Origin of the sequence: Mycobacterium sp. 23 (assembly GCF_048287075.1) — a bacterium.
Taxonomy (GTDB): Bacteria; Actinomycetota; Actinomycetes; order Mycobacteriales; family Mycobacteriaceae; genus Mycobacterium; species Mycobacterium gordonae_B.
This window is the reverse complement of record NZ_JBLVUX010000005.1, coordinates 5,118,671-5,144,714: the sequence shown is the minus strand read 5'-3', so window position 1 is coordinate 5,144,714 and position 26,044 is coordinate 5,118,671. Positions and strand designations below refer to the sequence as shown.

Genomic DNA, 26,044 nt, shown 5'->3' with positions numbered 1-26,044 from the left:
ACGGGTAAGCACCGCGGATTCACCGGCTTATCGGGCCAACACCAGGCTCTGGTGAGTTCAGCATGCGGTCCTGAAGTTAAGTACCCGACTACCTAATCCCCAGCCGCCAGTTCACGTGAGGCTTGGCAGAACGCCCCGGCCGGTCCGGTGCGCCACGATGAGCAGTTGGGGGACAGGCATGTCTTACGTGACGGCAGCACCGGAGCTGATAACCGTGGCCGCAACGGATTTGGCCGCTATCGAGTCGACGCTCACCGCGGCCAACACAGCCGTGACGGCCCAGACTACGGCCGTCCTCGCCGCGGGAGCCGATGAGGTGTCGGCAGCCGTCGCCGCCTTGTTCTCCAACCACGGCCGGCAGTACCAGGCGCTGAGCGCCCAGGCGACGCGGTTCCACGATCAGTTCGTGCGCATCCTGGCAACCGGCGCCACCTCGTACGCCAGCGCGGAGGCCGCCGCCGCCCGGCCCCTGCAGAGCCTGCTCGACCTCGTCAACGCGCCTTTCGTGACCCTGACCGGGCGTCCGCTGATCGCCAGCGGAGCCAACGTCACCGCGCGGCCCGGACCCGCGGCAAGTGTGCAGGAACTGCTGGCCAACCTGGGCCTGGGCAACAAGGGGACCGCCAACGTCGGCAACGGCAATACTGGCAACGCCAACTTCGGCAGCGGCAACACCGGTGATTCGAACTTCGGCGGCGGCAACGCCGGCAACGCCAACATCGGCAGCGGCAACACCGGCAGCCGAAACCTCGGCTCCGGAAACATCGGAGACGGCAACTTCGGCTTCGGGAACGTCGGCACCAACCTTTACGGCCCGGGCGATAATAACGTGGGGCTGGGCAATACCGGTAACGACAACATCGGCCTGGGAAACAGCGGCAACGGAAACCGGGGCGGCGGAAACACCGGCAATTACAACAGCGGTGCCGGCAACACCGGCAACAACAACACCGGATTCGGCAATACCGGAAACAACAACATCGGGATCGGCCTCACCGGCAACAATCAGGTGGGCATCAACCTGGCAGGACTGCTGAACTCAGGCAGCGGCAACATCGGATTCGGAAACTCCGGTACCAATAACATCGGGCTCTTCAACTCCGGCAGCGGCAACATCGGGCTTTTCAACGCGGGCACTAACCTCGGACAACTGCCGGGCATCCACAACAACATCGGCATCGGAAATTCAGGCGCCGGCGGTTTCGGCCTCGGTAACACCGGGGCCCTGAACACCGGTATCGGGAACGCCGGCGTTGTCAACACCGGCTTCGGGAACTCCGGCAACTACAACACCGGTATCGGAAACGCCGGCACCGTCAACAGCGGCTTCTGGAACGCCGGTGACTACAACACGGGTAACGGGAATTCAGGCGACACGAACACCGGTCTGTGGAATTCGGGTAACGCCAACACTGGCATCGGATCCATCTTCGACACCGGTCTTTCCAGCTCGGGCTTCAACAACACGGGAACCAATGTGTCGGGCTTCAACAACACCGGCTCACAGATGTCGGGTCTGCTCAATACCGCCAAAGGCGGCGGCGTCGTGAATCACGGAATCTCGGGCATCTCGAATTTGGCCACCGGCGGGTCAGACATCAACGGCCGGATGTCGGGCTTCTTCAACACCGCCGTCACCGCGGCGATCGGGGGCCAACCGATCGGCAAGGTGAGCGGCTACGACTCGGGCTTTTTCAACTTCGGCACCGGAATCGCGGGCTTGTTCAGCCTCGGTGGCATGTGAGTTCAGCAATTCCGAGGAGGGATACGATTACCTGCCAAATGACGGTCGTGAGCATCGCATAGACCGCTATTTTGAGCTTGCGTAGTCGGCTACCTTTTGCCAAAGATTCGCGGAAAAATCTTCATGTCCGGCGGATGATTTCGGCGTCACCTTTGCCAGCTTCGAAGGGCTTACCGCTCAACGCTCCGGTTCGGCGCGCGATAACGGATGAACGCCGGAGCGACGAGCGCTGCGACAACGACACCCACGATCGCAAGCGTCCCACCGCCGGCCGCTGCGGCGGTGGTTCCGACGACCGCCGCCGCGGCCCCGTGCAGTGTGTCGGCCAGCCGAGGCCCTCCACCGACCACCACGGTGAACACTCCCTGCAGCCGTCCAACCAACTCGTCGGAGGCCGCCTCCTGCAGGATCGTCTGCCGGAACGCGGCCGACACCATGTCCGCCGCACCGCCCACTGCAAGGAAGGCGACCGCGGCCCACAGCATCGCGCCCGCGCGCCCGTGCGCAGTGCCGCACACCAACCCGAACCCCATCATGGCCAGGCCCCACACGACGATTGCGGCGACGATCGTCTGCCCCTGGCGCCTGATGGCGGGCAACCAGCCCGAGAACACACCGCCGGCCACCGCCCCGACGGATATCGCCGCAGCCAGCAACGCCATTGCCGACCCGCCCTCGATGGGACCGCCGAAGCTTTCGTGAGCGATCTGCGGGAACAGCGCACGCGGCATGCCGAAGATCATGGCTATCAGGTCGACGACGAATGACATCAGCACCACGGTGTTCCCCGCCAGATAGCGGAAGCCCTCGAGCACGGCGCCGATCCCCCAGCGCGCCTCGCCGGACGGCTCCAGCGACGGCATCGGCGACAGTCGGATCGTCGCCCAGATCGGCGCCAGGCAGGCCAGCGCGTCAACCAGGTAGAGCGTCGAGAGGTCTACCCAGTTCAACAGCAGACCCGCCAGCAGCGGACCCACGATCGCCCCGAACTGGCCGACCGTCATATTCAGGGCATTGGCCGCCGGCAGTTGCTCACCCGGCAGCATCCGCGGGATCGCGGCCGACCGGGCGGGTGAGTTGACAGCGAAGAATCCCTGCTGCAACGCCAGCAGACAAAGCACCACCCACACGTTGTGCAGGGCCAACGCGGCCTGCAACCACAACAACAGCGACCCCGCCGCGAGCCCGCACGCGGAGATGATCAGCAGCAGGCGCCGGTCCATCGCGTCTGACCAGGCACCGCCGAGCAGACCGAACACGATCAGGGGCACCAGCGCGAACAACCCGGCCGAGCCGACATACGCGGAGTTTCGCGTCAGCGCATAGATCTGTACCGGGACAGCGAAGACGGTCAGGTTGGCCCCGATGACGGTCGGAATACCGGCCACCCAGAGTCTGCGGAAATCAGTTGTGCGCAGGGGCGTGGTGTCCGCGAAGAGGGCCATCGTCGCCGAGCGTAGCCGGAACCCATCACGCATAAACGTGCCGCGAGCGTGACGTCAGGGTGGGTTTCGGCGCCTCAGACTCAAGTGGTCGCTGCAACACCTGATCGGTTTAGGGGTGTTGTCTGGTGTCGTTGGCAGGTTTGAGTAGCAAACAGGCGGAGTTGGATGCGGCGCGGGCCGTGTTCTTGGAGGGTGTCAGGTCGGGTTTGTCGCGAACGGCGGCGGCAACGGTGGCTGGGGTGTCGCACACTACGGGCAACAAATGGGCTCGGGCCGCGGGGTATCCGCCGGTGGCCCGACATCATGGGATTCGGTACGCGGCTGCTGTCCGGGAAGCGTTTTGGGCAGCGATGTATTCGGGCGATTCCCCCGAGCAGGCCGCGGTGCACGCCGGCGTGTCGCTCACCCGGGCCCGTATCTGGGTCAAACAGGCTGGTTATGTGCCCAGAACCCGACCCTGCGCCGAAGCTGAGATCGATGCGGCGCGTCGACCGCGCGCGCCGTTGACGTTCATCGAACGGTGCCGACTTGAGGAGTTGCTCGAATCTGGCTGCGCCCCGCGGGACGCGGCGCAGCGGCTGGGCCGCCATCGTGACACCATCGAGCGCGAGGTGGTCAAGGGGATGACCGGTTCGGGGTATCGGGCCAGGGTCGGCCAGGACGTGGCTGAGGCCAACCGCAAGCGCCCCAAACTGCGTCACCTTGAGTCCAGGCCTGCACTGTTGGCCGAGGTGGTGGCACGGTTGGAGAAGAACCATAGCCCCGAGCAGATCGCGGGCCGGCTACGCGAAGATTACCCCGACGATCCGGAGATGTGGGTGTCACACGAGACGATCTATCAGGCGATGTATGTCCAGCCGCGCGGGGAGCTGGCCCGGCTGGTCAAGACCGCGTTGCGTACCGGCAGGACTCGGCGAAAGCCACAGGGCCGCAGCGAAACTGGCGTAGGCAAGCTCAAGGGGATGATCAACATCAGCGAGCGTCCCGCCGAAGCCGATGACCGCGCGATCCCTGGACATTGGGAAGGGGATTTGATCCTGGGCAGCACCGCCTCGGGCTCAGCGATCGGCACCCTGGTCGAGCGCACCACGGGATTCGTGGTGCTGCTCAGGCTGCCCGGTGACCACACGGCGGCCACCCTGGCCGAGGCGATGACCGCCAAGATTCCCGAAATCCCGGAGGTCCTGCGTCGCTCGCTGACCTGGGACCAAGGCAGCGAGATGGCCCTGCACACCCAGATCACCGAGGCCACCGGCCTGCCGATCTACTTCTGCGACCCACACACCCCTTGGCAACGCGGCACCAACGAAAACACCAACGGCCTGCTACGCCAGTACTTCCCCAAAGGCACCGACCTGTCGTTCTACGGCCCCGGCTGGCTCGACGAGGTCGCCGCGGAACTCAACGCACGACCCCGCAAACGCTTCGGCTGGCGCACACCCGCCGAAGAACTCGACCGACTACTCTCAGACCCGTCCACATTCGTTGCAGCCACCGCCTGAATCCAAGCGCCGAATCACGCCCTGACGTCACACTGGGCGAGATGACCGCTAGGGCTGCAGCCGTTCGACCTGACCGTCGATCACCCGAATCCGGTTGTGCAGCCGGTTTTCCCGCCCCTGCCAGAACTCCACGACCTCCGGGGCGATCAGGTAGCCGCCCCAGTTCGGGGGCACCGGGATCTGTTCGGTGTCGGCGAAGCGCTCGGTCACCTCGGCGAGTTGGTTGAGCAATGCCGCGCGCGAATCGATCGGCTGCGACTGGCGCGAAGCCCACGCTCCCAGCTGCGAGCCGCGCGGCCGCTTGGACCAGTAGTCCTCGGTGTCCTGCGGGCCGACCTTGCTCACCGCGCCACGGAGGTGGATCTGCCGGCCTAAGAGGTACCAGGGGAACGTCGCCGACGCGTACGGCGTCGCCGCCAGATCCAGCCCTTTGGCCGAGTCATAGTTGGTGAAGAACGTGATCCCCGCCTCATCGGCGCTCTTGCACAATACGGTGCGGCTGACGGGCCTGCCGTCGGCGACGGTCGCCACCACCATGGCGTTCGGCTCGGCGATGCCGGCTTGCGCAGCGTCGTCAATCCATTTGTGGAACAACGCAAGCCATCCGTCGGCGAGCCAGTCCGCATCAAGGTCCGGACTGCCGTCCTTTTCGACGGAGCCGTACTCCACCCGCATCCCGGCCAGGTGCTGCCCATCAGGTTCGGTCACCGCCCCAAGGCTACTCGGCGGCAGTTACCGGCCGGTAGTAAGCGGTGCGGGCGCAGGTGCAAGAATTTGCCCATGACTGTGGTTCCGGAGGATTTTGTCCCAGGCCTGGAAGGCGTCGTAGCCTTCACCACCGAAATCGCCGAACCCGACAAAGACGGCGGCGCGTTGCGCTACCGCGGCGTCGACATTCAGGATCTGGTGAGCCAGCGGGTCACGTTCGGAGACGTCTGGGCGCTGTTGGTCGACGGTGAGTTCGGTCGCGGGTTGCCGCCGGCCGAGCCGTTCCCATTGCCGATCCACACCGGTGACGTGCGGGTCGACGTGCAGGCCGGCCTCGCGATGCTGGCCCCGATCTGGGGGTACCAGCCGCTCCTGGACACCGAAGAATCGGTCGCGCGCGACCAGCTGGCCCGTGCCTCGGTCATGGCACTGTCCTATGTCGCGCAGTCGGCGCGCGGCATCTACCAGCCAGCCGTACCACAACGCGTGATCGACGAATGTTCCACCGTCACAGCACGTTTCATGACCCGCTGGCAGGGCGAGCCGGACCCCAGACACATCGAGGCGATCGACGCTTACTGGGTCTCGGCCGCCGAACACGGCCTGAACGCATCGACCTTCACCGCCCGGGTGATCGCTTCGACCGGCGCGGATGTGGCTGCGGCGCTGTCTGGCGCGATCGGGGCAATGAGCGGTCCCCTGCACGGCGGGGCGCCGGCCCGCGTACTGCCGATGATCGAAGAGGTGGAACGCACCGACGACGCCCGCGGTCTGGTCAAGGGCATCCTGGACCGCCGCGAGAAGTTGATGGGTTTCGGACACCGGGTCTATCGCGCCGAAGACCCGCGGGCGCGGGTGCTGCGGGCGACCGCCGAACGGCTGAAAGCACCTCGCTACGAGGTTGCCGTCGCGCTCGAGCAGGCGGCGCTGGCCGAGCTGCGGGAGCGCCGGCCGGACCGGGCGATCGAGACCAATGTTGAGTTCTGGGCAGCGGTCATCCTTGACTTCGCCGAAGTTCCGGCCAACATGATGCCGGCGATGTTCACCTGCGGCCGCACCGCCGGCTGGTGTGCCCACATCCTCGAACAGAAGCGGCTGGGCAAATTGGTGCGCCCGTCGGCGATCTACGTAGGGCCGGGGCCGCGCAGCCCGGAATCGGTCACAGGCTGGGACCGAGTTCTCACCAACGCTTAGCGAGGCCGCCGATTACGAGGCCACCGTCGCCGCGGCGGTCACCGGCTTCTTATACGTACCAAAAAGCTTGTCGCCGTAGCTCATAACGACCGACAGATTAGTGGGTCGCTTTTCGGAGTGATGCAGCTCGTGCCCCGACGCCGCGGGCAACAGCCAACGGGGATAGAACATCATGTCGTAACCGCTGTGCGTGATCACCATGGCGGTGGTGTTTGCCACCGCATATGCGACCACGATCATCGGATGCGCCCCGAACACCAACGGCGGCACATAGAGGCAGAGCATCACCATCAGGCCCTCGACCGGATGCACCACGAAGTTGGTCCAGATGGTCAGCGGCGATTGCACCCGGTGGTGCAGGAAGTGCACCTTCTGAAATACGAAACGGTTGCCATGCTCAAGCCGATGCCACCAATAGGTCAGGAACTCTCCGATCACCATGAAGCACCCGAGCTGAGTGACGAACGCTACCAACGTCGGTGCTGCGGTGGGAACATCGGCTACCCAGGGATGAAATATCCGATGCAGGACGAAGAACGCCACCGCTGCGCCCACGTAAGTGGACATGATCCGCAACCCCAGCTTGGTAGCCGCTCTGGCCGAGATCCTCTGGTAGACAACGACGTCGAAGATCGAGTAGACGACACCGGTCACCAGCACGACCGCGACGACAACCGGCAGGAAATACAATGGAAACTCGAAGAACCCCACGCCCAGATGCTGCAACATCCAGTCCCAAATAGGCTGCAATGCGGTGTGATTCATGGTGTCGCTCCTATTCGTGCGAGGTGTCGGTCAGCAGCCGCCGGGCGGCGAGTCGCAGTTCGGTGATGCACTGCTCGACGGTGATATCACCGACCCCGAGCAGCGCCAGATCGGCGAAGAACACCCGCCCGAGCACCGTCATCGCCGGGTCGAGCGACAGCGACTCCGGCACGTTTTCGACGGCCCCGCCCAACAGGTCCAGGAACATGCGGCGAACGCCGAGACGGAACTCGTCGGCGACCGGACCCTGGGCCAGCACCGAGGCCATGGTGGCCCGCACCATCGGCAGGTCCGATGCCGCTTCCCGGACCACCTGTTCGATCGCGACGTCGACGGCGTCGGCCGGCACTACAGCCGCGGCGGCAATGGCATGCGGAATGCGTTGCGCCACATCATGACCCCAGGCCAGCGCGGCCTCGCACACCACGTGCTCCTTGGACGCGAAGTAGCGGTAGGTGGTCGCCCTGGAAACTCCGGCGGTGGTGGCGATCTGCTCCATACCCACGGCTTCGTGACCGTGCTCGCGAATCAATTGGCGGGCGGCCGCGAGCAATCGCTCACGCACGTCACGCTGACGCGCGTCCATCGTGCGGTGAATCGTCAAGGTCGTTGGGTCCACCCGATCATCCTTTGCCGCCGGCCGTGCTGAGACAGTTGCTGCTACAGATGTCTCACTTTCAAATGAGACGACTGTATCAGCAGCCGTGTCGGCGGACAAGGGCGCCGATCGAGCGTCGGCGAGGTCAGATCGTCGTTCGGTTATGGGAGGAACCGCGGATGACCGAGGTGATGGCGCGCCCGAAACGGCGTTCCACAGAGCTGATGAGCTTCATTACCTGGTCTTGATCGGTGCTGTCAGCCGCGACCGCGAACACCCGCGAGGCGGGGTAGCCGTGCACGACGCGGGTCAACTGGCCGACGTGCCGCCCGGAAACCGCGACGGAGTAGCCGGTCGCCAGCAAGGCCCGTGCGGCAAAGTAACCGGCGTCCGACCCCGCGTCCATGACCAGGAAAAGCTTCGGCAGATCCGCGGGCGGCGTCCCCATCAGGGCAGGGGCGGTGCGTGACATGACACTCAACCTAAAGATTGTGGCGGCCGCCCAGAATCCACCGATCGGACAGTTGAGGATGAAATCGGGCGTCAGCCGATCGGGGGCGCGCGGCCTCCTCCGATCGGCGCCGGCCGGTCCTGTCGGGGCCTCCGGTTACGGTTCGCGATGAGATCTGCCGACCGGGCCGGTCAGTATGTGTGAGCCCGGGCGGGCGATACCACCAACCCTAAGGAGTGACCCATGGCCATCAAGGTTGAACCAGCAGTGACGCCGCATCTTGTCGTCGACGACGCCGCTGGCGCGATCGACTTCTACGTCAAGGCATTCGACGCTGTCGAACTGGCCCGCATCCCCGGCCCGGACGGCCGGCTTATTCACGCCGCGGTGCAGATCAACGGGTCGACGGTGATGCTCAACGACGACTTTCCAGAGATGTGCAATGACCAGTCGATGACTCCGAAATCGTTGGGCGGTACGCCCGTGACCATCCACCTCACGGTCACCGACGTTGAGACCAAGTTCCAGCGGGCGCTCGACGCCGGCGCCACCGTGGTGATGCCATTGGAGGACCAGTTCTGGGGCGACCGCTATGGCGTCGTCGCCGACCCCTTCGGGCACAACTGGTCGCTGGGCCAACCGGTCCGCGAGGTCAGCCCGGAGGAGATCAAGGAGATGATGTCGGCTCCCGCCGGCGGCTAAAGCGAGTCCCGCAACCGGGCCAGCAGGCGCCGTCCCCGGGACGGCTCCTGCGGCGCGGTGGCCGCGGCGGCGAGCATATCGGCGACGTCGGTGAACTTGCTGCGCGGACGACCGTGAGCACTGCCGCGCGCCACCTCGGCCGCATCGATCGCGCGCCAACCCGCGGAGTCGACGACGTCGGGCTGGCGCGCGGCAACCAGCCCGGTCAGCACCGAGGGGCCGGCCGCCGGGTCGGTCAGTTTTCCGGCGTTGAAGTCGGCCACCAGTGCCTGCACGGTTTGTAGCGAGCACGACTTGTTGGTGCCGATGAAGCCGGTGGGCCCGCGCTTGATCCAGCCCGCGACATAGGCGCCGGTGACCGGCAGGCCGGACTTCGGGTCGACGACCCGCCCGCCGTCGTTGGGCACGACGGCCGCTGAGGCGTCGAACGGCAGATCGCGAATCTCTTTGCCACGGTATCCAATTGACGTAAGAACCAGGCCCGCGTCGAGTCGGTGGGGTGCGCCGGTCGCGGTGACCGAGAATTCGACCCCGGCGGCCCGTTGCGTTCCGGGGATGCGTTGTGGCGTCAGCCCGTAAGCCAGCCGGATACGCGGGCGCGACGCCGATTCCGAACCATCACCCAGGGTGCTCAGGATCTCTAGCTTGTGCCGGGTCAACGGATCCGAGACCGAGTCCAGATCCGCACGTACCCAGCGCTGGTCCTCGGGATCGAGCACGACCTCACAGGCGCCCGTGAGCCCGATCAACTCGGGCAGGGTGAAGGCCGAGTCCGCCGGTCCGCGACGGGCGGCGATCACCACCTCGCGGACAGCCGACTTGCGGAATGCCTTCAGAGCATGGTCCGCGATGTCGGTCTGGGCCAATTCGTCCGGGTTGGCGGTGAGCACCCGCGCCACGTCGAGCGCGACATTGCCGTTACCGATTATCACGACCCGCTCATGACTGAGATCGATTGGGAGATCGGCATATTGGGGATGGCCATTGATCCACGCCACCAATTCGGTGGCCGTGCCGGTACCCGGCAGCCCCATTCCGTCGATATTGAGCCGACGGTCATCGGGTGCGCCGACCGCATAGAGCACCGCGTGGTGGTGCTCCAGCAATTCGGCGTGGCTGACATGCCGGCCGACCTCGACGTTGAGATAGAACCGGAAACCGCGGTGCTCGGCAACCCGATCGAACAACCGGGTGACCTTCTTGGTGTGCTGGTGATCGGGCGCCACCCCGGCACGCACCAGACCATAAGGCGTGGGCAACTTTTCGAAGACGTTTACCCGTACGCCCTGCTGCACCAGGAGTTCGTCCGCTGCATACATCGCCGCGGGGCCCGATCCCACGATGGCGACCGTCAGTGGCCGGCGGCGGGTACGCACCCGCGCGGCCGGGATCACCGGCGCCAGCTTCGACGTCGGCGGCAACTTCACGTCGGCGGCTCGTTCCGGGTAGAACGACGCGTTGATCTCGACGAACGGCAATTGGCCGGCATCCAGCTTGCTGTCCGGGACGATTGCGCCGACCGGGCAGGCACTGACGCAGGCACCACAGTCCACACAGGCCACCGGGTCGATGTAGAGCATCTCCGATGTCGCATAGCCCGGCTCGTCGGGCGACGGGTGGATGCAATTGACCGGACACGCGAAGACGCAGGACCCGTCATTGCAGCACGACTGAGTAATAACGTGCGGCATAAGGCAACTCGCAGACTGGTCAGGCAGCCGGCGCCGTGGTCAGGTGCTGGCGCTGCGGCTCACTGCGGTAGCGCGACGGCTTGCCGTTGATTCTGCAGATCCGCCACATCAGCCGGGCGGAGCGGTTTTCCATCAGCCCGGTGTCGTAGGCCAGCATTCGAACGTCGGCGAACATGTCGCGCAACCACTTTCGCGACTCAGGCGAGCGGAAGAACAGCTCCTTCTTCACCGAACGCGGGATGTCGAACTCCTGCCAGAAAGCCTTCGGCGGGATCAGGATCGCGTTACACAACGTCCGCATGGTCAGCGGGAAGAACAACGAGGTCCAGAAGCGTTGGCGGCGGTTGAGATTCGGCAGACGCCGGCGCAGGAACTCGTGAGCGAACGAGATGTGGCGGGCTTCCTCGGCCACGTGAATGGCCATCACCCGTTCCATGACCGGGTGCAGCGCCTTGCCCTCCCGCAGCACCTGCTTCTGGGTGTGGTCGATCGGCTCCTCGCCGGCCAGCACCCCGATGAAGAACGCCACCGGCAGCGGACCGGCCACCAGTGGGACCAGCGGGGAGATCCAGCGCAGCCGCCGTGGCATCCCCGGGACGTCGGCGCCCACCCGGTTCACCATCTCCTGGAACATCATGGTGTGGTTGCACTCTTCGACCGACTCGTGCAGGCAGTAGCGGTATTCAGGCGATCCGTTGGGCACCCAGAAGGTGTAGTTCATCAGCCCGCGGATCAGGATGGACTCGAAGTGCAGGCCCACCTTGGCGACATTGGCCTGGCGCCACATGCCGATCTTGATCTGCTTCTCCTCAGGCTGCGCCTGATACCACGGGTGCCGGCCCAACGGGTCGGTCGTCGGGAGGATCCACCGGGGATCATTGTCGGTGACGGCGAACTCCGGTGACTCCCAATCGATATCGGTGTACGGGTTGAAATTGCGCCGCACAGACCCCTCGGACAGTGTGGCGAGCATTTCCACGTACTCCGCGTCGTCCCGCACCTCCATGTTGCGGCGCCAACGTCGAACCATGCGCGTCCTGGCAGTCGTAGCAACCATCAGAAGCCTCCCCAGCGAGGTTGAGATCCGGACGAATAAAGAACACGGTACCGCCGGTACTGGGAATTCTCCAGGGCGGTTCCGGAGGCTGTGACCCAAGCCGCGTCGTACCTCGAGTGTGTCCTGGCTCACATGCCGGATCGCGACCAGGCGTTATGCCGACCGCTTGGTTTTCGGTCCCCGGCCGCTCACTACCCTGTTCACCATGGCTGACCAGCTCACGACTTCCCTCGAGATACCCGCCGACCTCAAACCGCGCGACGGCCGCTTCGGCTGTGGCCCGTCGAAGGTACGGCCCGAGCAGCTACAGGCGCTGAGCACCACCGCCGCGGCGCTGTTCGGCACCTCGCACCGCCAGGCGCCGGTGAAGAATCTGGTGGGACGGGTGCGTTCGGGCCTGTCGGACCTGTTTTCGCTGCCGGACGGATACGAAGTCATTCTGGGCAACGGCGGCGCCACGGCGTTCTGGGATGCCGCGGCGTTCGGCTTGATCGACAAGCGGTCGCTGCACCTGACCTACGGCGAATTCAGCTCGAAGTTCGCTTCCTGCGTCGCCAAGAACCCGTTTGTCGGCGACCCGATCATCATCAAAGCCGACGCCGGTTCCGCGCCCGAGCCTCAGTCCGACCCCTCGGTCGATGTGATCGGCTGGGCCCACAACGAGACCTCGACCGGTGTCGCGGTGCCGGTGCGGCGACCCGCCGACTCCGGGGACGCCCTCGTCCTCATCGACGCCACCTCGGGGGCCGGCGGTCTGCCCGTCGACATCAACGACGTCGACGCCTACTACTTCGCGCCGCAGAAAAACTTTGCCAGCGACGGCGGCCTGTGGCTGGCGGTCATGAGCCCGGCCGCCCTGGCCCGCGTCGAGGCGATCGCCGGCTCGGGTCGCTGGGTCCCCGACTTCCTGTCGCTACCCGTCGCCGTGGAGAACAGTCTCAAGAACCAGACCTACAACACCCCGGCAATCGCCACGCTGGTGCTGCTGGCCGAGCAGCTCGACTGGCTGCTGGGCAACGGCGGCCTCGATTGGGCGGTCAAGCGCACCGCGGATTCGTCGCAGCGGTTGTACTCGTGGGCCGAAGATCGCGCTTACACCACCCCGTTCGTCGCCGACCCGGCCCTGCGCTCGCAGGTGGTGGGCACCATCGACTTCGTGGACGACGTAGATGCGGCAGCGGTGGCCAAGACGCTACGGGCCAACGGGATCGTTGACACCGAGCCCTACCGCAAACTCGGCCGCAACCAGCTGCGGATCGCGATGTTCCCGGCCGTGGACCCCGACGACATCAGCGCTCTTATCAATTGCATCGACTGGGTGGTCGAGCGGCTCTGACAACCGCCCAGCGTGTCAGTACCCGGTTACCGGAGTTCGCTGCACTAGAGTTCGCACGTAACGATTCCGTCGCTGACGTGCACGGAGTCTGCGAGGAGAAGCCATGCGGGAACTCAAAGTGGTTGGGCTTGACCCCGACGGCAAATTCGTCCTCTGCGAGGGCGCCAGTTCGGCCGAGAAGTTCCGACTGCCGGCCGATGAGCGTCTGCGAGCCGTGCTCGACGGGGAGCCGATTCCACCCGAGCAGCCGGCGCTCGACATCGTCGTCACGAACATGTTGAGCCCCAAGGAGATTCAGGCCCGGATCCGCGCCGGTGCGTCCGTCGAGCAGGTCGCCGCTGCGTCCGGATCCGACGTGGCACGGATCCAGCGGTTCGCCAATCCGGTGTTGCTGGAGCGCTTCCGCGCCGCAGAGCTGGCGACTGCCGCGCACCCGGTCCTGGCCGACGGACCTGCGGTGCTGAGTCTGTTGGAGACTGTCACGGCGGCGTTGGTGGGACGGGGCCTGAGCCCGGAGAAACTCACCTGGGACGCCTGGCGCAACGAAGACAGCCGCTGGACCGTACAACTCGGCTGGCAGGCCGGCCGCTCGGACAACGTCGCCCATTTCCGCTTCACGCCCGGAGCGCACGGCGGCACCGTCACCGCTATCGACGACGCGGCCAGCGAGCTCATCGACCCCGAGTTCAAGCCCCGCCAGCTTGCCCCGGTGGCGCGCTTGGCGTTCGAGGCCGCCGCAGAACCGGCCCAAGCCCCACCGCCCGCGCAACCGAGCGCCCCGGACACGCCGGCCGAGCAGCCGGCCGGCAGCAGGCGCGGCAAGCCGGCCATCCCCGCCTGGGAGGACGTCCTCCTCGGGGTGCGCTCAAGCGGCCAACGCTGAGTCGAACGCAAGCCGGCGCAGCATCACGGTCGTCAACCAGGCGCCTAACTGGCACCCATCAGCGTCACGGCCAGCAGTGACACCCACGCCCCAGCCACCCCGATCGCCGCCCCGAGCACGAACCACCGCAACACCAGGGTGCGTCGCCAGCCCCACAGCGTTGGTGCAAGTCCGCCGACCGCCACCACATTGAGGCCCACGGCCAACAGCGGATGCACCCGGATCAGCCCGAGGCTGAGCACTACGATCGCGGCACCGGTGACGGCGGCGACGAAACCGGCCACCGCCAAACCCGTTGCCCAGGGCACGGACTCATCGTTCACGTCGCGAGCCTAGCCCGAGCACACCCGCTCGTAGAACGCCACCGCGGCCGCCGTCGCCACGTTGAGCGAGTCGGTGCCACGCGACATCGGGATCCGCACCCGCACGTCGCTGATCCGCAGCGCGGCCGCCGTCAGTCCGGGCCCTTCAGCGCCGACGAGCACCGCGACCCGTTCCTGACGCACCGTCGACATCGCCTCCCGCAGGTCGCGTGCGTCGCCGTGTGGCGTCATCGCCAACAGCCGGAAGCCGCGCTCGCGGAGTCGCACCAGGTCGGCCGGCCAGTCGCTGGCCCGCGCATAGGGCACCAGCAGCGCGTGGCCCATGGAAACCCGGACCGCGCGACGGTAGAGCGGGTCGGCGCAGCCGCTGCCGAAAACCACTGCGTCCACCCCCAGGCCCGCCGCGTTGCGGAAGATGGAACCGAGGTTCTCGTGGTCGTTGACCCCTTCGAGCACCGCCACGGTGCGCGCGCCGTGGACCACCTGGGCGACGCTCGGCTCGGCCACCCGGCTGGCGCTGGCCAGCACCCCACGGTTGAGATGGAACCCCACCGCCTGCGCCATCACATCGGCGGAGGTCCGGTAGTACGGCGCCGTGGTGGCTGTCAGGTCGTCTCTCAGCTCAGCCAGCCTGCGGTCGGTACCCAGCAACGCGCGCGGGGCGAACCGCGAAGCCAGCATGCGTTGCACCACCAGGACACCCTCGGCGATCACCAGACCCTTGCCGGTGGGCAGGTCGGGACGGCGGTCAACGCTGTTCAGGTCGCGGAAATCGTCCAGGCGCGGGTCGTCGGGATCGGTGACGTCCTGAACATCGATGTCCGGCGCGGTCACGGGCTTTCGTCGACCAGAGCCGAGATCAGGTCGGACGCGTTGCGCAGGATGTCGAGCTGGGCATCGTCCAAAGTCGCAAGCCGCTCGGCCAGCCACTCCTGACGGGCCTGACGGGCCGCTCTGACCAATTCGGCGCCGGCCGCGGAGACCGAAACCAGCACCTGCCGGCCGTCGACGGGATGCGGGGCGCGGTCGACCAGCCCCTCGTCGGCCAGGGACGCGATCACCCGGGTCATCGACGGCGGCCGGACCCGTTCCCGGATCGCCAGCGCGCCGGGCGTCATCGCACCCTCGTTGGCCAGCGTCGTCAGTGCCGAAAGCTGGGTCAGCGATACCGGTGACGAAGCGTTCCGAAACCGGAGTTGGCGAGCCAGCCGCATGACTGCCAACGACAAGTCTGCTGCCAACCGCGCATCGCTGTCAGGCACAGCGCGAGGTTACAACCAAACGCCAGGGACGGGAATCAGAAACGGCGAACCACACGCCGCCGTCTCACCACGGCGATCGCCACCGGGATCGTCGGCGGTATGTTGAGACGCGAAATGACTGACCAGCCTGCACCCGAACCACCGCCGCTGCCACCGGCACTGCTTGCGGTATGGCCGATCATCCTGGTCGGTGCGTTGGGCTGGCTGGTCGCCGTGGCCGTCGCGTTCCTCGTACCCGGTCTCGAGACGTGGCGCCCGGTGGCTATCGCCGGCCTCGGGGTGGGGGTGCTGGGAACCAGCATCTTCGGGTGGCAACTTGCCGCCGCCCGCCGCGGCGCCAGAGGTGCGCAGGCCGGTCTGGAAACCCTGCTCGATCATCGATAACTCTAGGAGGACGCATGGCCGCCCCGCTGCTGCAGGCTTCGATCGACATCGACGCGCCGCCCGCCAAAGTGTGGGAGTTGATCTCTGACTTCCGGCGCATGCCGCAGTGGAGTCCCCAGTGCCGGTGGATGCGGCAGTTCGGACCGCTGCGCAACGGGACCCGCACGCTGAATCTCAACCGGCGCAACCGCCTGTTCTGGCCGACGACGTCCACGGTCGTGGAGGTCGTTCCGGAGAAGAAGTTGGCATTCCGGGTCGACACCAATCGCACCGTATGGAGCTACGAGCTCGAACCCCAAGGGGCGGGCACTCGCGTAACGGAGAGCCGCCACGCCGAAAACGGCACCAGCGCGGTGTCCAACCTGACGGTGAATGCACTGCTGGGTGGAACCGACAGCTTCGAGCGGGAGTTGGTCGAGGGCATGAACGCATCGCTGGAACGGATCAAGGCCGCCGCCGAGGGCCGCTGAGGCGCCGGCCGCGGCGGCCAGCACCGCGGCTTAGCGGTCAAAGCTGTTGAGCCGCAGCGTATTACAAGATCGATCGGGCGGCGTTAGCCGGACTCCGGACCGTGGCTGGGCGCGTCGGGCACCTGCGGTTGCACAGGCTCCGTGAGGTCTGTCGGTCCCGCTGTCTCAGCCAGTGCGGAGGGCTCCTGCTCCGTCGGCTCAGGGGTCTCGGCGGGCGCGTCAGTCTCAACCGGCGCGTCAGTCTCAACCGGCGCGTCAGTCTCAACCAGCGCGTCGGGCGCGTCAGCCGCGGCATCCAGAGCTTCGACGACCTCGACAGGCGGCTTCGCTGCCACGTCGAGCACCCCGTCGTCGTACGGTTCGTACATCGGCGAACCGGTACCCGCCGGGGCGGGAGTATCGGAATGCGCGCCGCACCCGTAGAACTTGTCGACGACGTGACCGTCGGCGGACAGTTCATTGCCGCAGACCCCGAACATCTCCCCGAGCGATCCGGCGAGCGGCAGGAAGAATCCGCAGTCACGGCACACGCGCTTGGTCGCGCGCGACATCGCCGAGTCGGGTCCGTAGTCGCCTTCATGCCAGCGCTCCGCGGCGTCGGCGCGGCCCCAGGGGCTCATCACCCAGCGCCGGCCCAGGCCGAGTTCGACGGCGACCTCATCGATGGAGGGATCCCCGCTCGCGCTGTATCCGGGGACCAGCCGCGGGTCGTCCTTCACCGGCGCCAACAGGTCCCCGGGGCCCAAGTCTCCCGGCCGCACCCGCTGGTCCCACGGAACCCAGTCCGGCGCGAGCAGCGCGGTCGGACCGGGGATCAGCACCACCTCGCTGATCGTGGCGTGGTCGGCACCGGGGTAGCCGGCGACGACGACGGCCCACTGCCAGCCCTGATATCCCGGCACGTGGGCCAGGAACCGGTGGGTGGCGGCGTTCGGGTCCTCGTAGCTGACACCCAGGTAATCGCCGACGGCGTCAGCCCCGCTGAACTCGGCCACCGCTTCCCTGGCCTGCTCAGCCGCACCCGTGAGCACCCCCGCGAGCTCGTCGGGCCACTCAGCCACGGTCGCTACGGAGGACTCCTGCATGGGTCCGGTCACAGTGTCACCTTAATGTCACCTTGTCGATGGCGTTCTTTCGTGCGCCCCCATACTGCCGGAAGACACGATGACCGAGCCACACCGGTTTACTCCGCGGCGACTCGGCATAGGACAGAATTGAATGGTGTCCGGACGGCGAGGTGATGATGCGGGCCGGATGGCCCCACCCCCGGGCCGCCGGACCCGATCGCCCAACCAGCATCCGGGCATGGCCAACTATCCGGCAGATGACGCCGACTATCGCCGGTCGCGCCGGCCGCCACCACCGCCGAGCGCCAACCGTTACCTGCCGCCGCTGGACCACGAGCCGCCCCGGGCGCGCGACGCCGAGCCCGAGTCGCCGCGCGCCGCCGGTGAACGCATCACCGTCACCCGCGCCGCCGCCATGCGCAGCCGTGAGATGGGTTCCCGGATGTACTGGATGGTGCAGCGCGCCGCCACCGCTGACGGAGCCGACAAGTCCGGGCTCACCGCGCTGACCTGGCCGGTGATGGCGAACTTTGCCGTCGACTCCGCGATGGCGGTCGCCCTGGCCAACACCCTGTTCTTCGCGGCGGCCAGCGGTGAAAGCAAGTCCAAGGTCGCGCTGTACCTGTTGATCACCATCGCACCGTTCGCCGTCATCGCGCCGCTGATCGGCCCGGCGCTGGACAAGCTGCAGCACGGCCGACGGGTCGCGTTGGCGTTGTCGTTCGCGCTGCGCACCGCGCTGGCGCTGGTGCTGATCATGAACTACGACGGCGCCAGCGGCAGCTTCCCGCCGTGGGTGCTGTATCCCTGCGCCCTGGCGATGATGGTGTTCTCCAAGTCGTTCAGTGTGCTGCGCAGCGCCGTGACGCCGCGCGTCATGCCGCCGACCATCGATCTGGTCCGGGTCAACTCCCGGCTGACGGTGTTCGGGCTGCTGGGCGGCACCATCGCCGGCGGCGCAATCGCGGCGGGCGTCGAGTTCGCATGCACCCACATGTTCAAACTGCCCGGAGCGCTGTTCGTCGTCGTCGGCATCACGATCGCCGGCGCCCTGCTCTCCATGCGCATCCCGAGTTGGGTGGAGGTGACCGCGGGCGAGGTCCCCGCCACCTTGAGCTACCACCGTCACAGCGACCACCTGCACCAGAGCTGGCAGGAGGAAAGCGCGAAGGTCGGCGGCAAGCTGCGACAACCCTTAGGCCGCAACATCATCACCTCGCTGTGGGGCAACTGCACCATCAAGGTGATGGTCGGCTTCCTTTTCTTGTACCCGGCGTTCGTGGCCAAGGCGCACGACGCCGACGGGTGGGTGCAGCTGGCCATGCTGGGCATGATCGGTGCCGCCGCCGCCATCGGTAACTTCGCCGGCAACTTCGCCAGCGCGCGTCTGAAGCTAGGGCGGCCGGCCGTTCTGGTGGTGCGGTGCACCCTGGCGGTGACTGCGTTCGCCATCGCCGCCGCGGTCGGCGGGAACCTGATCGTGGTCGCAATCGCCACGCTGGTCACCTCGGGTTCGAGCGCCATCGCCAAGGCCTCGCTGGACGCCTCGCTGCAGGACGACCTACCTGAGGAATCCCGCGCTTCAGGATTCGGGCGTTCGGAGTCCACCTTGCAGTTGGCGTGGGTACTGGGAGGCGCGGTCGGCGTGTTGGTCTACACCGAATTGTGGGTCGGCTTCACCGTCGTCAGTGCCCTGCTGATTCTTGGCCTGGCCCAGACGATCGTCAGCTTCCGGGGCGACTCGCTGATCCCCGGTCTCGGTGGCAACCGGCCTGTCATGGTCGAGCAGGAGGGCCGGCGCCCCGGCGCCCCGACGCCCGGAGTGATGCCGCGGTGAAACGCACAGTGGCCGCCCTGGTCGCGGTCGTCGTGGTGGCGCTGGCCGCCGGAGCCGGTCTCGGGATCTGGCTACTGTCCCGCGATCGAGGCCCGCACTTCCCGGAGATCAGCGCCTACTCGCGTGGCCACACCGTCCGGGTGGGTCCCTACCTGTATTGCAACGTGCTGAACCTCAACGACTGCCAGACGCCACAGTCGCAGGGCGAATTGCAAGTGAGCGAACGCTTTCCGGTGCAGCTGTCGGTGCCCGAGGCCATCGGCCGGGCCCCGTGGCGGCTGTTACAGATCTATGAGGACCCGACCAACACCGCGACCACCTTCTTCCGGCCGGACACCCGCCTCGCGGTCACCATCCCCACCGTCGACCCACACCGGGGCCGGCTGACCGGGGTGGTGGTGCAGCTATTGACCCTGGTGGTCGACGACGGCGAACTGCGCGAAGCACCGCATGCGGAATGGTCTGTCCGCGTGACCTTTTGACCTGCGCCGAACTCACGCGCCGTGAGCGGCTGGCACCCGTTCCCCGTCGGCCGGCGGCCCGGGTGGAGTGCCGTCACCGAACGGTCTGCCGCCCAACGCTTCCCGGCCGTGCGGTGTGAGCCAGCCGGACAGGTCGGGGCCCTTGGGCACGATGCGGGTGGGGTTGATGTCGGCGTGCACGATGTAATAGTGCTGCTTGATCTGAACGAAGTCGGTGGTGTCGCCGAAACCCGGCGTCTGGAACAGGTCTCGCGCATACGCCCACAGCACCGGCAGCTCTGACAGCTTGGACCGATTGCATTTGAAGTGCCCGTGATACACCGGGTCGAAGCGGGCCAGCGTGGTGAACAGCCGGACGTCAGCCTCGGTGATGGTGTCTCCCACCAGATATCGCTGCTGCGCCAGCCGGTCGCTGACCCAATCCAGCGCGGTGAACAACCGGTCGTACGCCGCCTCGTAGGACTCCTGCGAGCCGGCGAACCCGCAGCGGTACACCCCATTGTTGATCTCGGTGTAGATGCGCTTGCTCACTTCATCAATCTCGTCGCGCAACTCCCGCGGGTAGAGCTGCGGCGCCCCCTCCCGGTGGTAGGCCGTCCACTCGGTGGAGAAGTCGAGGGTGATCTGCGCGAAATCGTTGGTGACGACGGCGCCGGTCGGTATGTCGACGATTGCCGGGACCGTGATGCCCTTGGGGTAATCGGGATCACGCTTGAAATAGGCGTCCTGCAAGCGCGGAATCTTCAGTACCGGGTCCACTCCTCCGGGATCGAGGTCGAACGTCCAGCTGCGCTCGTCATGGGTGGGACCGCAAAAACCAATGGAGAGAACGGATTCCAGGCCGAGTAATCGGCGCACGATGATGGTGCGATTGGCCCAGGGGCACGCGCGGGCGACCACGAGCCGATATCGGCCCGGCTCCACCGGATAACCGTCACGCCCGTCGGCGGTGATGCGGGTGGTGATGTAGTTGGTGTCGCGGTTGAATTCGCCCTTGCCGGCAACGTAGGAGCCCATTCATCCATCCTGCCGCACGGACGATGGTGGATCAGGCCTCGAACTCCCGCGCGACGGCCTTGACCACCTCGGAGATCTGGCGGGCGGTCTTGCGATCCGGGTAGCGGCCCTTGCGGAGCTCGGGCTGCACGGTGCTTTCCAGCAAGGTGATCATGTCCTCGACCATGCCGTGCAGCTCGTCGGGACTGTGCTTGTGCTCGGCCGGAGCCTCCCGGCGCGGGCGGGCGCCGGCTCGGGCCAGGCTCGGCGGCGGGTCGATCAGCTTCAGGCTCAACGCCTGCGGTCCACGCCGGCCCGAGGCGATACCGAACTCGACCTTCTGCCCCGCTTTGAGCCCTTCGACACCCGCGGGCAACGCCGAGGAGCGGACGTAGACGTCCTCGCCATCCTCCTGCGACAGGAAGCCGAACCCCTTCTCGGAGTCGTACCACTTCACTTTGCCGGTCGGCACTGCTCTCACCTGCTTGTCTGATGGATCACTCGTATGCGACATAGAAGACGCGTCCCGCCTGCGCAGGACGCGTTGACGATCACAGATCCTACTCGGATGCCCGACCGCCGAGCACCCCGGTTTGGCGGGTACTCGGTAGGCTTGCATTACCGCTGGAGGAAAGATGCGCCTGATCCTGAACGTTATCTGGTTGATTTTCGGTGGCCTCTGGCTGGCTCTCGGCTATCTCCTGGCGGCGCTGGTGTGCTTTCTGCTGATCGTCACCATCCCGTTCGGTTTCGCCGCGTTGCGTATCGCGTCATATGCGCTGTGGCCGTTCGGGCGCACCATCGTCGAGAAGCCCGGCACCGGGACGGGCGCGCTGATCGGCAACGTCATCTGGGTCCTGCTGTTCGGGTTGTGGCTGGCGATCGGTCACCTCGCGAGCGCGATCGCCATGGCCGCCACGATCATCGGCATTCCCCTGGCGCTGGCCAATCTGAAGCTGATCCCGGTGTCACTGGTCCCGCTCGGTAAGGAAATCGTCCCGGCCGACGCACGGACGACCGCATGACGCTGACCGCTCTGGGCTTACCGTCGGTGCCACGGCAGGGCGCCGCTCGGGAACCCATGGACGGGCCTCTGCTGGACAGCTACGGCCGCGTCGCCACCGATCTGCGGGTCTCGCTCACCGACCGCTGCAATCTGCGATGCAACTACTGCATGCCCGAGGAGGGCCTGAACTGGCTACCCGGCCACCAGTTGCTGCAGCCCGACGAGCTGGCCCGGCTGCTGCGCATCGCCGTCGCCCGGCTGGGAGTCACCAGCGTCCGGTTCACCGGTGGCGAACCGTTGCTGGCCCGGCATCTCGAAGAGGTGATCGCCGCGGCGGCCGCGCTGACCCCACGTCCGGAAATCTCGCTGACCACCAACGGAGTGGGGCTGGCGCGACGGGCGGCGGCCCTGGCCGCGGCCGGGCTGGACCGGGTCAATATCTCGCTGGACAGCGTCAACCCCGCCCACTTCGCGGCAATCACCCGCCGGGACCGCCTTGATGATGTATTGGCCGGCCTGGCCGCCGCTGACGCCGCTGGACTGCGCCCGGTCAAGGTCAATGCGGTCCTGGATCCCGGCACCGGCCGGCAGGACGTCGTGGAACTGCTGCGTTACTGCCTGGCGCACGGCTACCAGCTACGTGTCATCGAGCAGATGCCGCTCGACGCCGGGCACCGGTGGCGTCCCGGCGCCGCACTGAGTGCCGACGACGTCCTCGAGGCCCTGCGCCCGCACTTCCGTCTTGAACCCGACCCGGCACCGCGCGGTTCGGCTCCGGCGCAGCTCTGGCTGGTCGATTCGGGACCGGACACACCGGGCGGCAAGGTCGGGATCATCGCGTCGGTGTCGCACGCGTTCTGTTCCACCTGTGACCGCACCCGGCTGACGGCCGACGGCCAGATCCGCAGCTGCCTGTTCTCGAGCGAGGAGACGGACCTCCGCGGACTTCTTCGTGGCGGCGCCGACGACGATGCCATCGAGACAGCCTGGCGCGCCGCGATGTGGGCCAAGCCCGCCGGCCACGGAATCAACGAACCGGGATTCATCCAGCCCGCCCGTCCGATGAGCGCCATCGGTGGCTGAGGTTCCCCGGCAGGCCACCGGCGTCGCGGTGACCGTCCGCTATTTCGCCGCCGCCCGCGCAGCAGCAGGTCTCGAGTCGGAAACGCTGGTGTTGCCAACTGGTACGACGGTGGCCGAGCTGGTTGAAAAGCTGGCCAACCGGGGTACCCACCTGGCAACGATCTTGAGCCGATGCTCCTATCTGCGCGACGGAATTGCGGTGCGAGATGAGGCCTCGGCGTTATCCGCCGGCGACACGGTTGACGTACTCCCACCGTTCGCGGGCGGATAAAAACTGTGAGTTATCTCACGTAACGGAACGATAACAACCCGGCCACGGCCCGGTGTCGGGTGCTATGAGCTGCGCAAACGCGGTCGATTCCTGGCGTTTTGCGGCGCCGCTGTGACGAAAACGCCGATCAATTGCACACGTGACGGGATCGCCAGAAACCGCTACCGTCTCGGGAGGCTCGTCAAACCCAACCCGAGCGATGAGCCCTCCTTCACCTACAGCGCGCTTAGCTCCATCCGTGTAGGCGAGGGATTCCGACCCGCGGATGGAGGCGGGGGACCCACCAGGTCCGCCGAGATCGGACCGGGGCCTTGCGGCCCCTTGGGGTGAAGCCGGCGTCGTATCAACGGTGAACGACGCGGCCGGGTGACCTCTCCCATCCGAACCCGACAGCTGACCTCGCAAGCGTGTTACCGAGAGGAACTACTCGCGTATGACTGGACGTCACCGCAAGCCCACTACCTCGAGCGTCAGCGTCGCCAAGATCGCCTTCACCGGTGCGGTCCTGGGTGGCGGCGGCATCGCCATGGCCGGTCAGGCCGCGGCTGCCACCGACGCCGAATGGGACCAGGTAGCCCGTTGCGAATCTGGCGGCAACTGGGCGATCAACACAGGTAACGGGTTCTACGGCGGCGTGCAGTTCGCAGCCGGTACCTGGGCCTCGCACGGAGGCGGCGAGTACGCCCCCTCGGCCCAGCTGGCCACCAAAGACCAACAGATTGCCATCGCCGAGCGCGTGCTGGCCTCTCAGGGCCGCGGCGCCTGGCCGGTGTGTGGCACCGGCCTGTCCGGCCCGTCGCCGCACAACCCGGCTCCCGAGGCGGCCGCCTGGGACCGCCAGCCGATGGACGCTCCCGCACTGAACGGCGAGCAGATCCCCGACGCGCCGCCGCCGGTCGAGGCCCCCGCACCCGAGGTGCAGATGGCCGGCAACGACCTCGCGCTGGCGCCCGCCCCGGCTGACCTGCCGCCCGCCCCGGCCGACCTGCCGCCGGCACCCGCGGACCTGCCTCCGGCTCCGGCCGACCTGCCGCCGGCACCCGCGGCTGACCTGCCCCCCGCGCCCGCCGACCTGCCCCCCGCGCCCGCCGACCTGCCGCCCGCTCCCGGCGACGTGCCGGCTCCCCCGGCCCCCGCGGTGGTCGACACCGGCTTCCAGCCCGCGCCCGCCGATGTTCCGGCACCGGCTCCGGGCGACGTCGAGAACCCGCCGGTCGAGATCCACCAGGTCGCCGAGGTCGGCTACCACCAGCAGTTGTGGCAGGCGATCGTCGGCCAGGAGATCGCCGGCAACGACGCGCTGGACGCGCTCGTCGCGGGTCCCGTCAGCTGACCCCTTCAGCCGGCCGAGTGGTTCAGCCCTGAGCCCGCCCGGCTCAGGCCGAACCCACCCATTCTTCGGACCCGTCGTCGAAGAACTGGTGCTTCCACACCGGTAACCGCTCCTTGATCGCGTTCACCAGCAGCGCGCAGGTGGCGAACGCCGCCTGGCGATGATCAGCGGCCACCGCGGCCACCAGAGCGGCTTCTCCGATGTGCAGAACGCCGACGCGGTGGCTGGCGGCCACCGCCCGCACTCCGTCGGCGTGACCGGCGACCTCCGCCACCACCTCCGCGAAGACATCCGGGGCCGACGGGTGCGCGGAATATTCCAGCCGCACCACCTGACGGCCGCCGTCGTGGTCGCGGATCATGCCGACAAAGCCCACGACGGCCCCGGCGGACTGATGATTCACCAGAGCCTCGTGCTCGGCGAGGGAAATCGGCTGATCGGTCACTGCGGCGCGCAGGACCGTCGTCATCGCGGGTGATCTCCGCCGGCAAGCTGCTCGAGTGCATGGATGAGCACGCCGTCGAGCACCCCGAGGCCGTCGCGCACCCCACCCGGCGATCCCGGGAGATTGACGATCAGCGTCTTGCCCGCCACCCCGCACACGCCACGCGACAACACCGACGTCGGCACCTTCGGCAGTCCCGACTGGCGAATCGCGTCGGCCAAGCCGGGGATCAGGTAATCCAGCACCGCCACCGTCTGTTCCGGGGTGGTGTCGGTCGGCGCGATGCCGGTGCCGCCCGAGGTGATGATCACGTCGACGTCGGCCTCGAGCGAATCGTGCAGCGCGTCACCCACCTCGTTCCCATCCGCCACCACCCTGGGCTGGGTCGGCAGAAACCCGCGCTGTTCCAGCCATTCGGCGATGATGGGTCCGCATTCATCGGTATACACACCCTTGGATGCGCGGGTGGAGGCGATGATGATCCGGGCAGTGCGGCTCATGGTCGCGTCCAACTTCCGCTGCGACCGCCTTCTTTGCTGATCACCCGGATGCCGTCGATGCGGGCGGCCGGGTCGACCGCTTTGATCATGTCGTAAAGGGTCAGGGCCGCCACACTTACAGCGGTCAGCGCTTCCATCTCCACCCCCGTTCGGTCGGTGCTGCGCACCGTCGCTCTGATCTCAACATCTGACTCCCCGACGGTGAAGTCAACATCGACCTTGGTGAGTGCGAGCTGATGACACAGCGGGATCAGGTCGCTGGTGCGTTTTGCGGCCAGGATGCCCGCCACCCGTGCGGTCGCCAGCGCATCGCCTTTGGGCAGGCCACCGGCCGATATGAGCGCCACAACCTCAGCAGAGGTGCACAGCACGCCAACGGCCACGGCGGTACGCCGCGTCGTCCCTTTGTCGGTGACGTCGACCATGTGCGCGGCCCCGCGCTCGTCCAGGTGCGACAGCGCCGACCCGGGGGGGTCAGGGCGTTGGTCAAAGGCCCCGGCCCCCGACAT

29 protein-coding genes, 1 pseudogene and 1 riboswitch are annotated in these 26,044 nt (G+C 67.0%); of the genes and pseudogenes, 14 read left to right on the top strand and 16 right to left on the bottom strand.

The features are described from left to right. Positions 1-178: 178 nt before the first annotated feature. On the top strand, positions 179-1,744 hold the full coding sequence (locus tag ACNQS7_RS25070; protein ID WP_418014655.1) for a PE domain-containing protein: 1,566 nt from the start codon (positions 179-181) through the stop codon (positions 1,742-1,744). 170 nt (positions 1,745-1,914) lie between these two features. Here the strand turns inward: ACNQS7_RS25070 and ACNQS7_RS25065 are convergent, their stop codons facing one another. Next, positions 1,915-3,189: an MFS transporter gene (locus tag ACNQS7_RS25065; RefSeq protein WP_418014654.1), complete on the bottom strand. Its 1,275-nt coding sequence runs from the start codon at positions 3,187-3,189 to the stop codon at positions 1,915-1,917. 350 nt (positions 3,190-3,539) lie between these two features. Here ACNQS7_RS25065 and ACNQS7_RS25060 point away from each other — a divergent pair, with 350 nt between their 5' ends. Then, the gene (locus ACNQS7_RS25060) at positions 3,540-4,691 is read left to right on the top strand and encodes an IS30 family transposase (protein WP_418014653.1); all 1,152 of its coding nucleotides are present in this window, start codon (positions 3,540-3,542) and stop codon (positions 4,689-4,691) included. Positions 4,692-4,739: 48 nt separating this feature from the next. Here ACNQS7_RS25060 and pdxH read toward each other — a convergent pair whose 3' ends face one another. After that, entirely contained in the window at positions 4,740-5,366 is a 627-nt protein-coding gene (gene pdxH, locus ACNQS7_RS25055) for a pyridoxamine 5'-phosphate oxidase (protein ID WP_418016140.1), read from the bottom strand. 105 nt (positions 5,367-5,471) lie between these two features. Here pdxH and ACNQS7_RS25050 point away from each other — a divergent pair, with 105 nt between their 5' ends. Beyond that, positions 5,472-6,593 (top strand): citrate synthase 2, encoded by a 1,122-nt coding sequence (locus ACNQS7_RS25050; RefSeq protein WP_418014652.1) that lies wholly within the window; start codon positions 5,472-5,474, stop codon positions 6,591-6,593. Positions 6,594-6,605: 12 nt separating this feature from the next. Here ACNQS7_RS25050 and ACNQS7_RS25045 read toward each other — a convergent pair whose 3' ends face one another. The 3 genes from ACNQS7_RS25045 to ACNQS7_RS25035 form a co-directional block, all read right to left on the bottom strand. Continuing rightward, positions 6,606-7,358, bottom strand: coding sequence for a sterol desaturase family protein (locus tag ACNQS7_RS25045; protein ID WP_418014651.1), 753 nt, complete (start codon positions 7,356-7,358; stop codon positions 6,606-6,608). 10 nt (positions 7,359-7,368) lie between these two features. Next, entirely contained in the window at positions 7,369-7,977 is a 609-nt protein-coding gene (locus ACNQS7_RS25040) for a TetR/AcrR family transcriptional regulator (RefSeq protein WP_418014650.1), read from the bottom strand. A 124-nt stretch (positions 7,978-8,101) separates the two neighbouring features. Further along, entirely contained in the window at positions 8,102-8,428 is a 327-nt protein-coding gene (locus ACNQS7_RS25035) for a hypothetical protein (RefSeq protein WP_418014649.1), read from the bottom strand. A 222-nt stretch (positions 8,429-8,650) separates the two neighbouring features. On the opposite strand from ACNQS7_RS25035, the gene ACNQS7_RS25030 reads away from it, so the two are divergent. Next, the gene (locus ACNQS7_RS25030; protein WP_418014648.1) at positions 8,651-9,109 is read left to right on the top strand and encodes a VOC family protein; all 459 of its coding nucleotides are present in this window, start codon (positions 8,651-8,653) and stop codon (positions 9,107-9,109) included. Here the strand turns inward: ACNQS7_RS25030 and ACNQS7_RS25025 are convergent. Together ACNQS7_RS25025 and ACNQS7_RS25020 are read right to left on the bottom strand one after the other, a co-directional pair. Then, positions 9,106-10,800 (bottom strand): FAD-dependent oxidoreductase, encoded by a 1,695-nt coding sequence (locus ACNQS7_RS25025; protein ID WP_418014647.1) that lies wholly within the window; start codon positions 10,798-10,800, stop codon positions 9,106-9,108. The two genes, ACNQS7_RS25030 and ACNQS7_RS25025, sit on opposite strands and share 4 nt — an antisense overlap. A 19-nt stretch (positions 10,801-10,819) precedes the next feature. Further along, positions 10,820-11,857 carry an AurF N-oxygenase family protein gene (locus tag ACNQS7_RS25020; RefSeq protein ID WP_156452796.1) on the bottom strand — a complete coding sequence of 346 codons (1,038 nt, stop codon included), beginning with the start codon at positions 11,855-11,857 and terminating at the stop codon, positions 10,820-10,822. Between the two features lie 205 nt (positions 11,858-12,062). Between ACNQS7_RS25020 and serC the strand changes: the two genes are divergently transcribed. Both serC and sepH read left to right on the top strand, forming a co-directional pair. Further along, on the top strand, positions 12,063-13,193 hold the full coding sequence (gene serC / locus ACNQS7_RS25015; RefSeq protein WP_418014646.1) for a phosphoserine transaminase: 1,131 nt from the start codon (positions 12,063-12,065) through the stop codon (positions 13,191-13,193). 103 nt (positions 13,194-13,296) lie between these two features. Next, the gene (sepH, locus tag ACNQS7_RS25010; protein WP_418014645.1) at positions 13,297-14,076 is read left to right on the top strand and encodes a septation protein SepH; all 780 of its coding nucleotides are present in this window, start codon (positions 13,297-13,299) and stop codon (positions 14,074-14,076) included. 44 nt (positions 14,077-14,120) lie between these two features. Here the strand turns inward: sepH and ACNQS7_RS25005 are convergent, their stop codons facing one another. The 3 genes from ACNQS7_RS25005 to ACNQS7_RS24995 are packed head-to-tail and all read right to left on the bottom strand — an operon-like array spanning position 14,121 to position 15,661. Beyond that, positions 14,121-14,399 carry a DUF2537 domain-containing protein gene (locus tag ACNQS7_RS25005; RefSeq protein WP_055580613.1) on the bottom strand — a complete coding sequence of 93 codons (279 nt, stop codon included), beginning with the start codon at positions 14,397-14,399 and terminating at the stop codon, positions 14,121-14,123. Positions 14,400-14,408: 9 nt separating this feature from the next. Beyond that, positions 14,409-15,233 carry a TrmH family RNA methyltransferase gene (locus ACNQS7_RS25000; protein WP_418014644.1) on the bottom strand — a complete coding sequence of 275 codons (825 nt, stop codon included), beginning with the start codon at positions 15,231-15,233 and terminating at the stop codon, positions 14,409-14,411. Further along, a complete protein-coding gene (locus ACNQS7_RS24995) occupies positions 15,230-15,661 on the bottom strand; it encodes a MarR family transcriptional regulator (RefSeq protein ID WP_418014643.1) in 432 nt (143 codons plus the stop codon). Before ACNQS7_RS24995 ends, ACNQS7_RS25000 begins: the two co-directional genes overlap by 4 nt. A 114-nt stretch (positions 15,662-15,775) precedes the next feature. Between ACNQS7_RS24995 and ACNQS7_RS24990 the strand changes: the two genes are divergently transcribed. Further along, entirely contained in the window at positions 15,776-16,045 is a 270-nt protein-coding gene (locus ACNQS7_RS24990) for a DUF2530 domain-containing protein (protein ID WP_055580610.1), read from the top strand. A 14-nt stretch (positions 16,046-16,059) separates the two neighbouring features. After that, on the top strand, positions 16,060-16,515 hold the full coding sequence (locus ACNQS7_RS24985; protein ID WP_418014642.1) for an SRPBCC family protein: 456 nt from the start codon (positions 16,060-16,062) through the stop codon (positions 16,513-16,515). Between the two features lie 320 nt (positions 16,516-16,835). Here the strand turns inward: ACNQS7_RS24985 and ACNQS7_RS24980 are convergent. Then, positions 16,836-17,612, bottom strand: a pseudogene (locus ACNQS7_RS24980) (DUF3027 domain-containing protein); the annotation flags it as partial. Between the two features lie 157 nt (positions 17,613-17,769). Here ACNQS7_RS24980 and ACNQS7_RS24975 point away from each other — a divergent pair. Further along, positions 17,770-19,419, top strand: coding sequence for an MFS transporter (locus ACNQS7_RS24975; RefSeq protein WP_418016139.1), 1,650 nt, complete (start codon positions 17,770-17,772; stop codon positions 19,417-19,419). Further along, on the top strand, positions 19,416-19,901 hold the full coding sequence (locus ACNQS7_RS24970) for a DUF2771 domain-containing protein (RefSeq protein ID WP_418014641.1): 486 nt from the start codon (positions 19,416-19,418) through the stop codon (positions 19,899-19,901). The genes ACNQS7_RS24975 and ACNQS7_RS24970 overlap by 4 nt, the downstream gene beginning before the upstream one ends. Before the next feature lie 12 nt (positions 19,902-19,913). Here ACNQS7_RS24970 and ACNQS7_RS24965 read toward each other — a convergent pair whose 3' ends face one another. Beyond that, entirely contained in the window at positions 19,914-20,918 is a 1,005-nt protein-coding gene (locus ACNQS7_RS24965; protein ID WP_418014640.1) for a glutathione S-transferase family protein, read from the bottom strand. Positions 20,919-20,949: 31 nt separating this feature from the next. Beyond that, the gene (locus ACNQS7_RS24960) at positions 20,950-21,369 is read right to left on the bottom strand and encodes a cold-shock protein (RefSeq protein ID WP_418014639.1); all 420 of its coding nucleotides are present in this window, start codon (positions 21,367-21,369) and stop codon (positions 20,950-20,952) included. A 163-nt stretch (positions 21,370-21,532) separates the two neighbouring features. On the opposite strand from ACNQS7_RS24960, the gene ACNQS7_RS24955 reads away from it, so the two are divergent. The 4 genes from ACNQS7_RS24955 (at position 21,533) to ACNQS7_RS24940 (ending at position 24,590) form a co-directional block, all read left to right on the top strand. Continuing rightward, on the top strand, positions 21,533-21,922 hold the full coding sequence (locus ACNQS7_RS24955; RefSeq protein ID WP_418014638.1) for a YccF domain-containing protein: 390 nt from the start codon (positions 21,533-21,535) through the stop codon (positions 21,920-21,922). Further along, on the top strand, positions 21,919-22,986 hold the full coding sequence (gene moaA / locus ACNQS7_RS24950) for a GTP 3',8-cyclase MoaA (RefSeq protein WP_418014637.1): 1,068 nt from the start codon (positions 21,919-21,921) through the stop codon (positions 22,984-22,986). Before ACNQS7_RS24955 ends, moaA begins: the two co-directional genes overlap by 4 nt. Continuing rightward, positions 22,979-23,257 (top strand): MoaD/ThiS family protein, encoded by a 279-nt coding sequence (locus ACNQS7_RS24945; protein WP_418014636.1) that lies wholly within the window; start codon positions 22,979-22,981, stop codon positions 23,255-23,257. Before moaA ends, ACNQS7_RS24945 begins: the two co-directional genes overlap by 8 nt. Positions 23,258-23,492: 235 nt before the next feature. Further along, positions 23,493-23,682, top strand: a riboswitch (cyclic di-AMP (ydaO/yuaA leader). 8 nt (positions 23,683-23,690) lie between these two features. Continuing rightward, on the top strand, positions 23,691-24,590 hold the full coding sequence (locus ACNQS7_RS24940) for a transglycosylase family protein (RefSeq protein ID WP_418014635.1): 900 nt from the start codon (positions 23,691-23,693) through the stop codon (positions 24,588-24,590). A 43-nt stretch (positions 24,591-24,633) separates the two neighbouring features. Here ACNQS7_RS24940 and ACNQS7_RS24935 read toward each other — a convergent pair whose 3' ends face one another. From ACNQS7_RS24935 to moaC, 3 genes are read right to left on the bottom strand one after another with little or no spacing between them, the layout of a single operon-like run. Further along, positions 24,634-25,059 carry a molybdenum cofactor biosynthesis protein MoaE gene (locus ACNQS7_RS24935; protein ID WP_310773828.1) on the bottom strand — a complete coding sequence of 142 codons (426 nt, stop codon included), beginning with the start codon at positions 25,057-25,059 and terminating at the stop codon, positions 24,634-24,636. Continuing rightward, on the bottom strand, positions 25,056-25,535 hold the full coding sequence (locus ACNQS7_RS24930; RefSeq protein ID WP_418014634.1) for a MogA/MoaB family molybdenum cofactor biosynthesis protein: 480 nt from the start codon (positions 25,533-25,535) through the stop codon (positions 25,056-25,058). The genes ACNQS7_RS24935 and ACNQS7_RS24930 overlap by 4 nt, the downstream gene beginning before the upstream one ends. After that, complete coding sequence (gene moaC / locus ACNQS7_RS24925) at positions 25,532-26,044, bottom strand: cyclic pyranopterin monophosphate synthase MoaC (protein ID WP_418014633.1); 513 nt, start codon at positions 26,042-26,044, stop codon at positions 25,532-25,534. Before moaC ends, ACNQS7_RS24930 begins: the two co-directional genes overlap by 4 nt.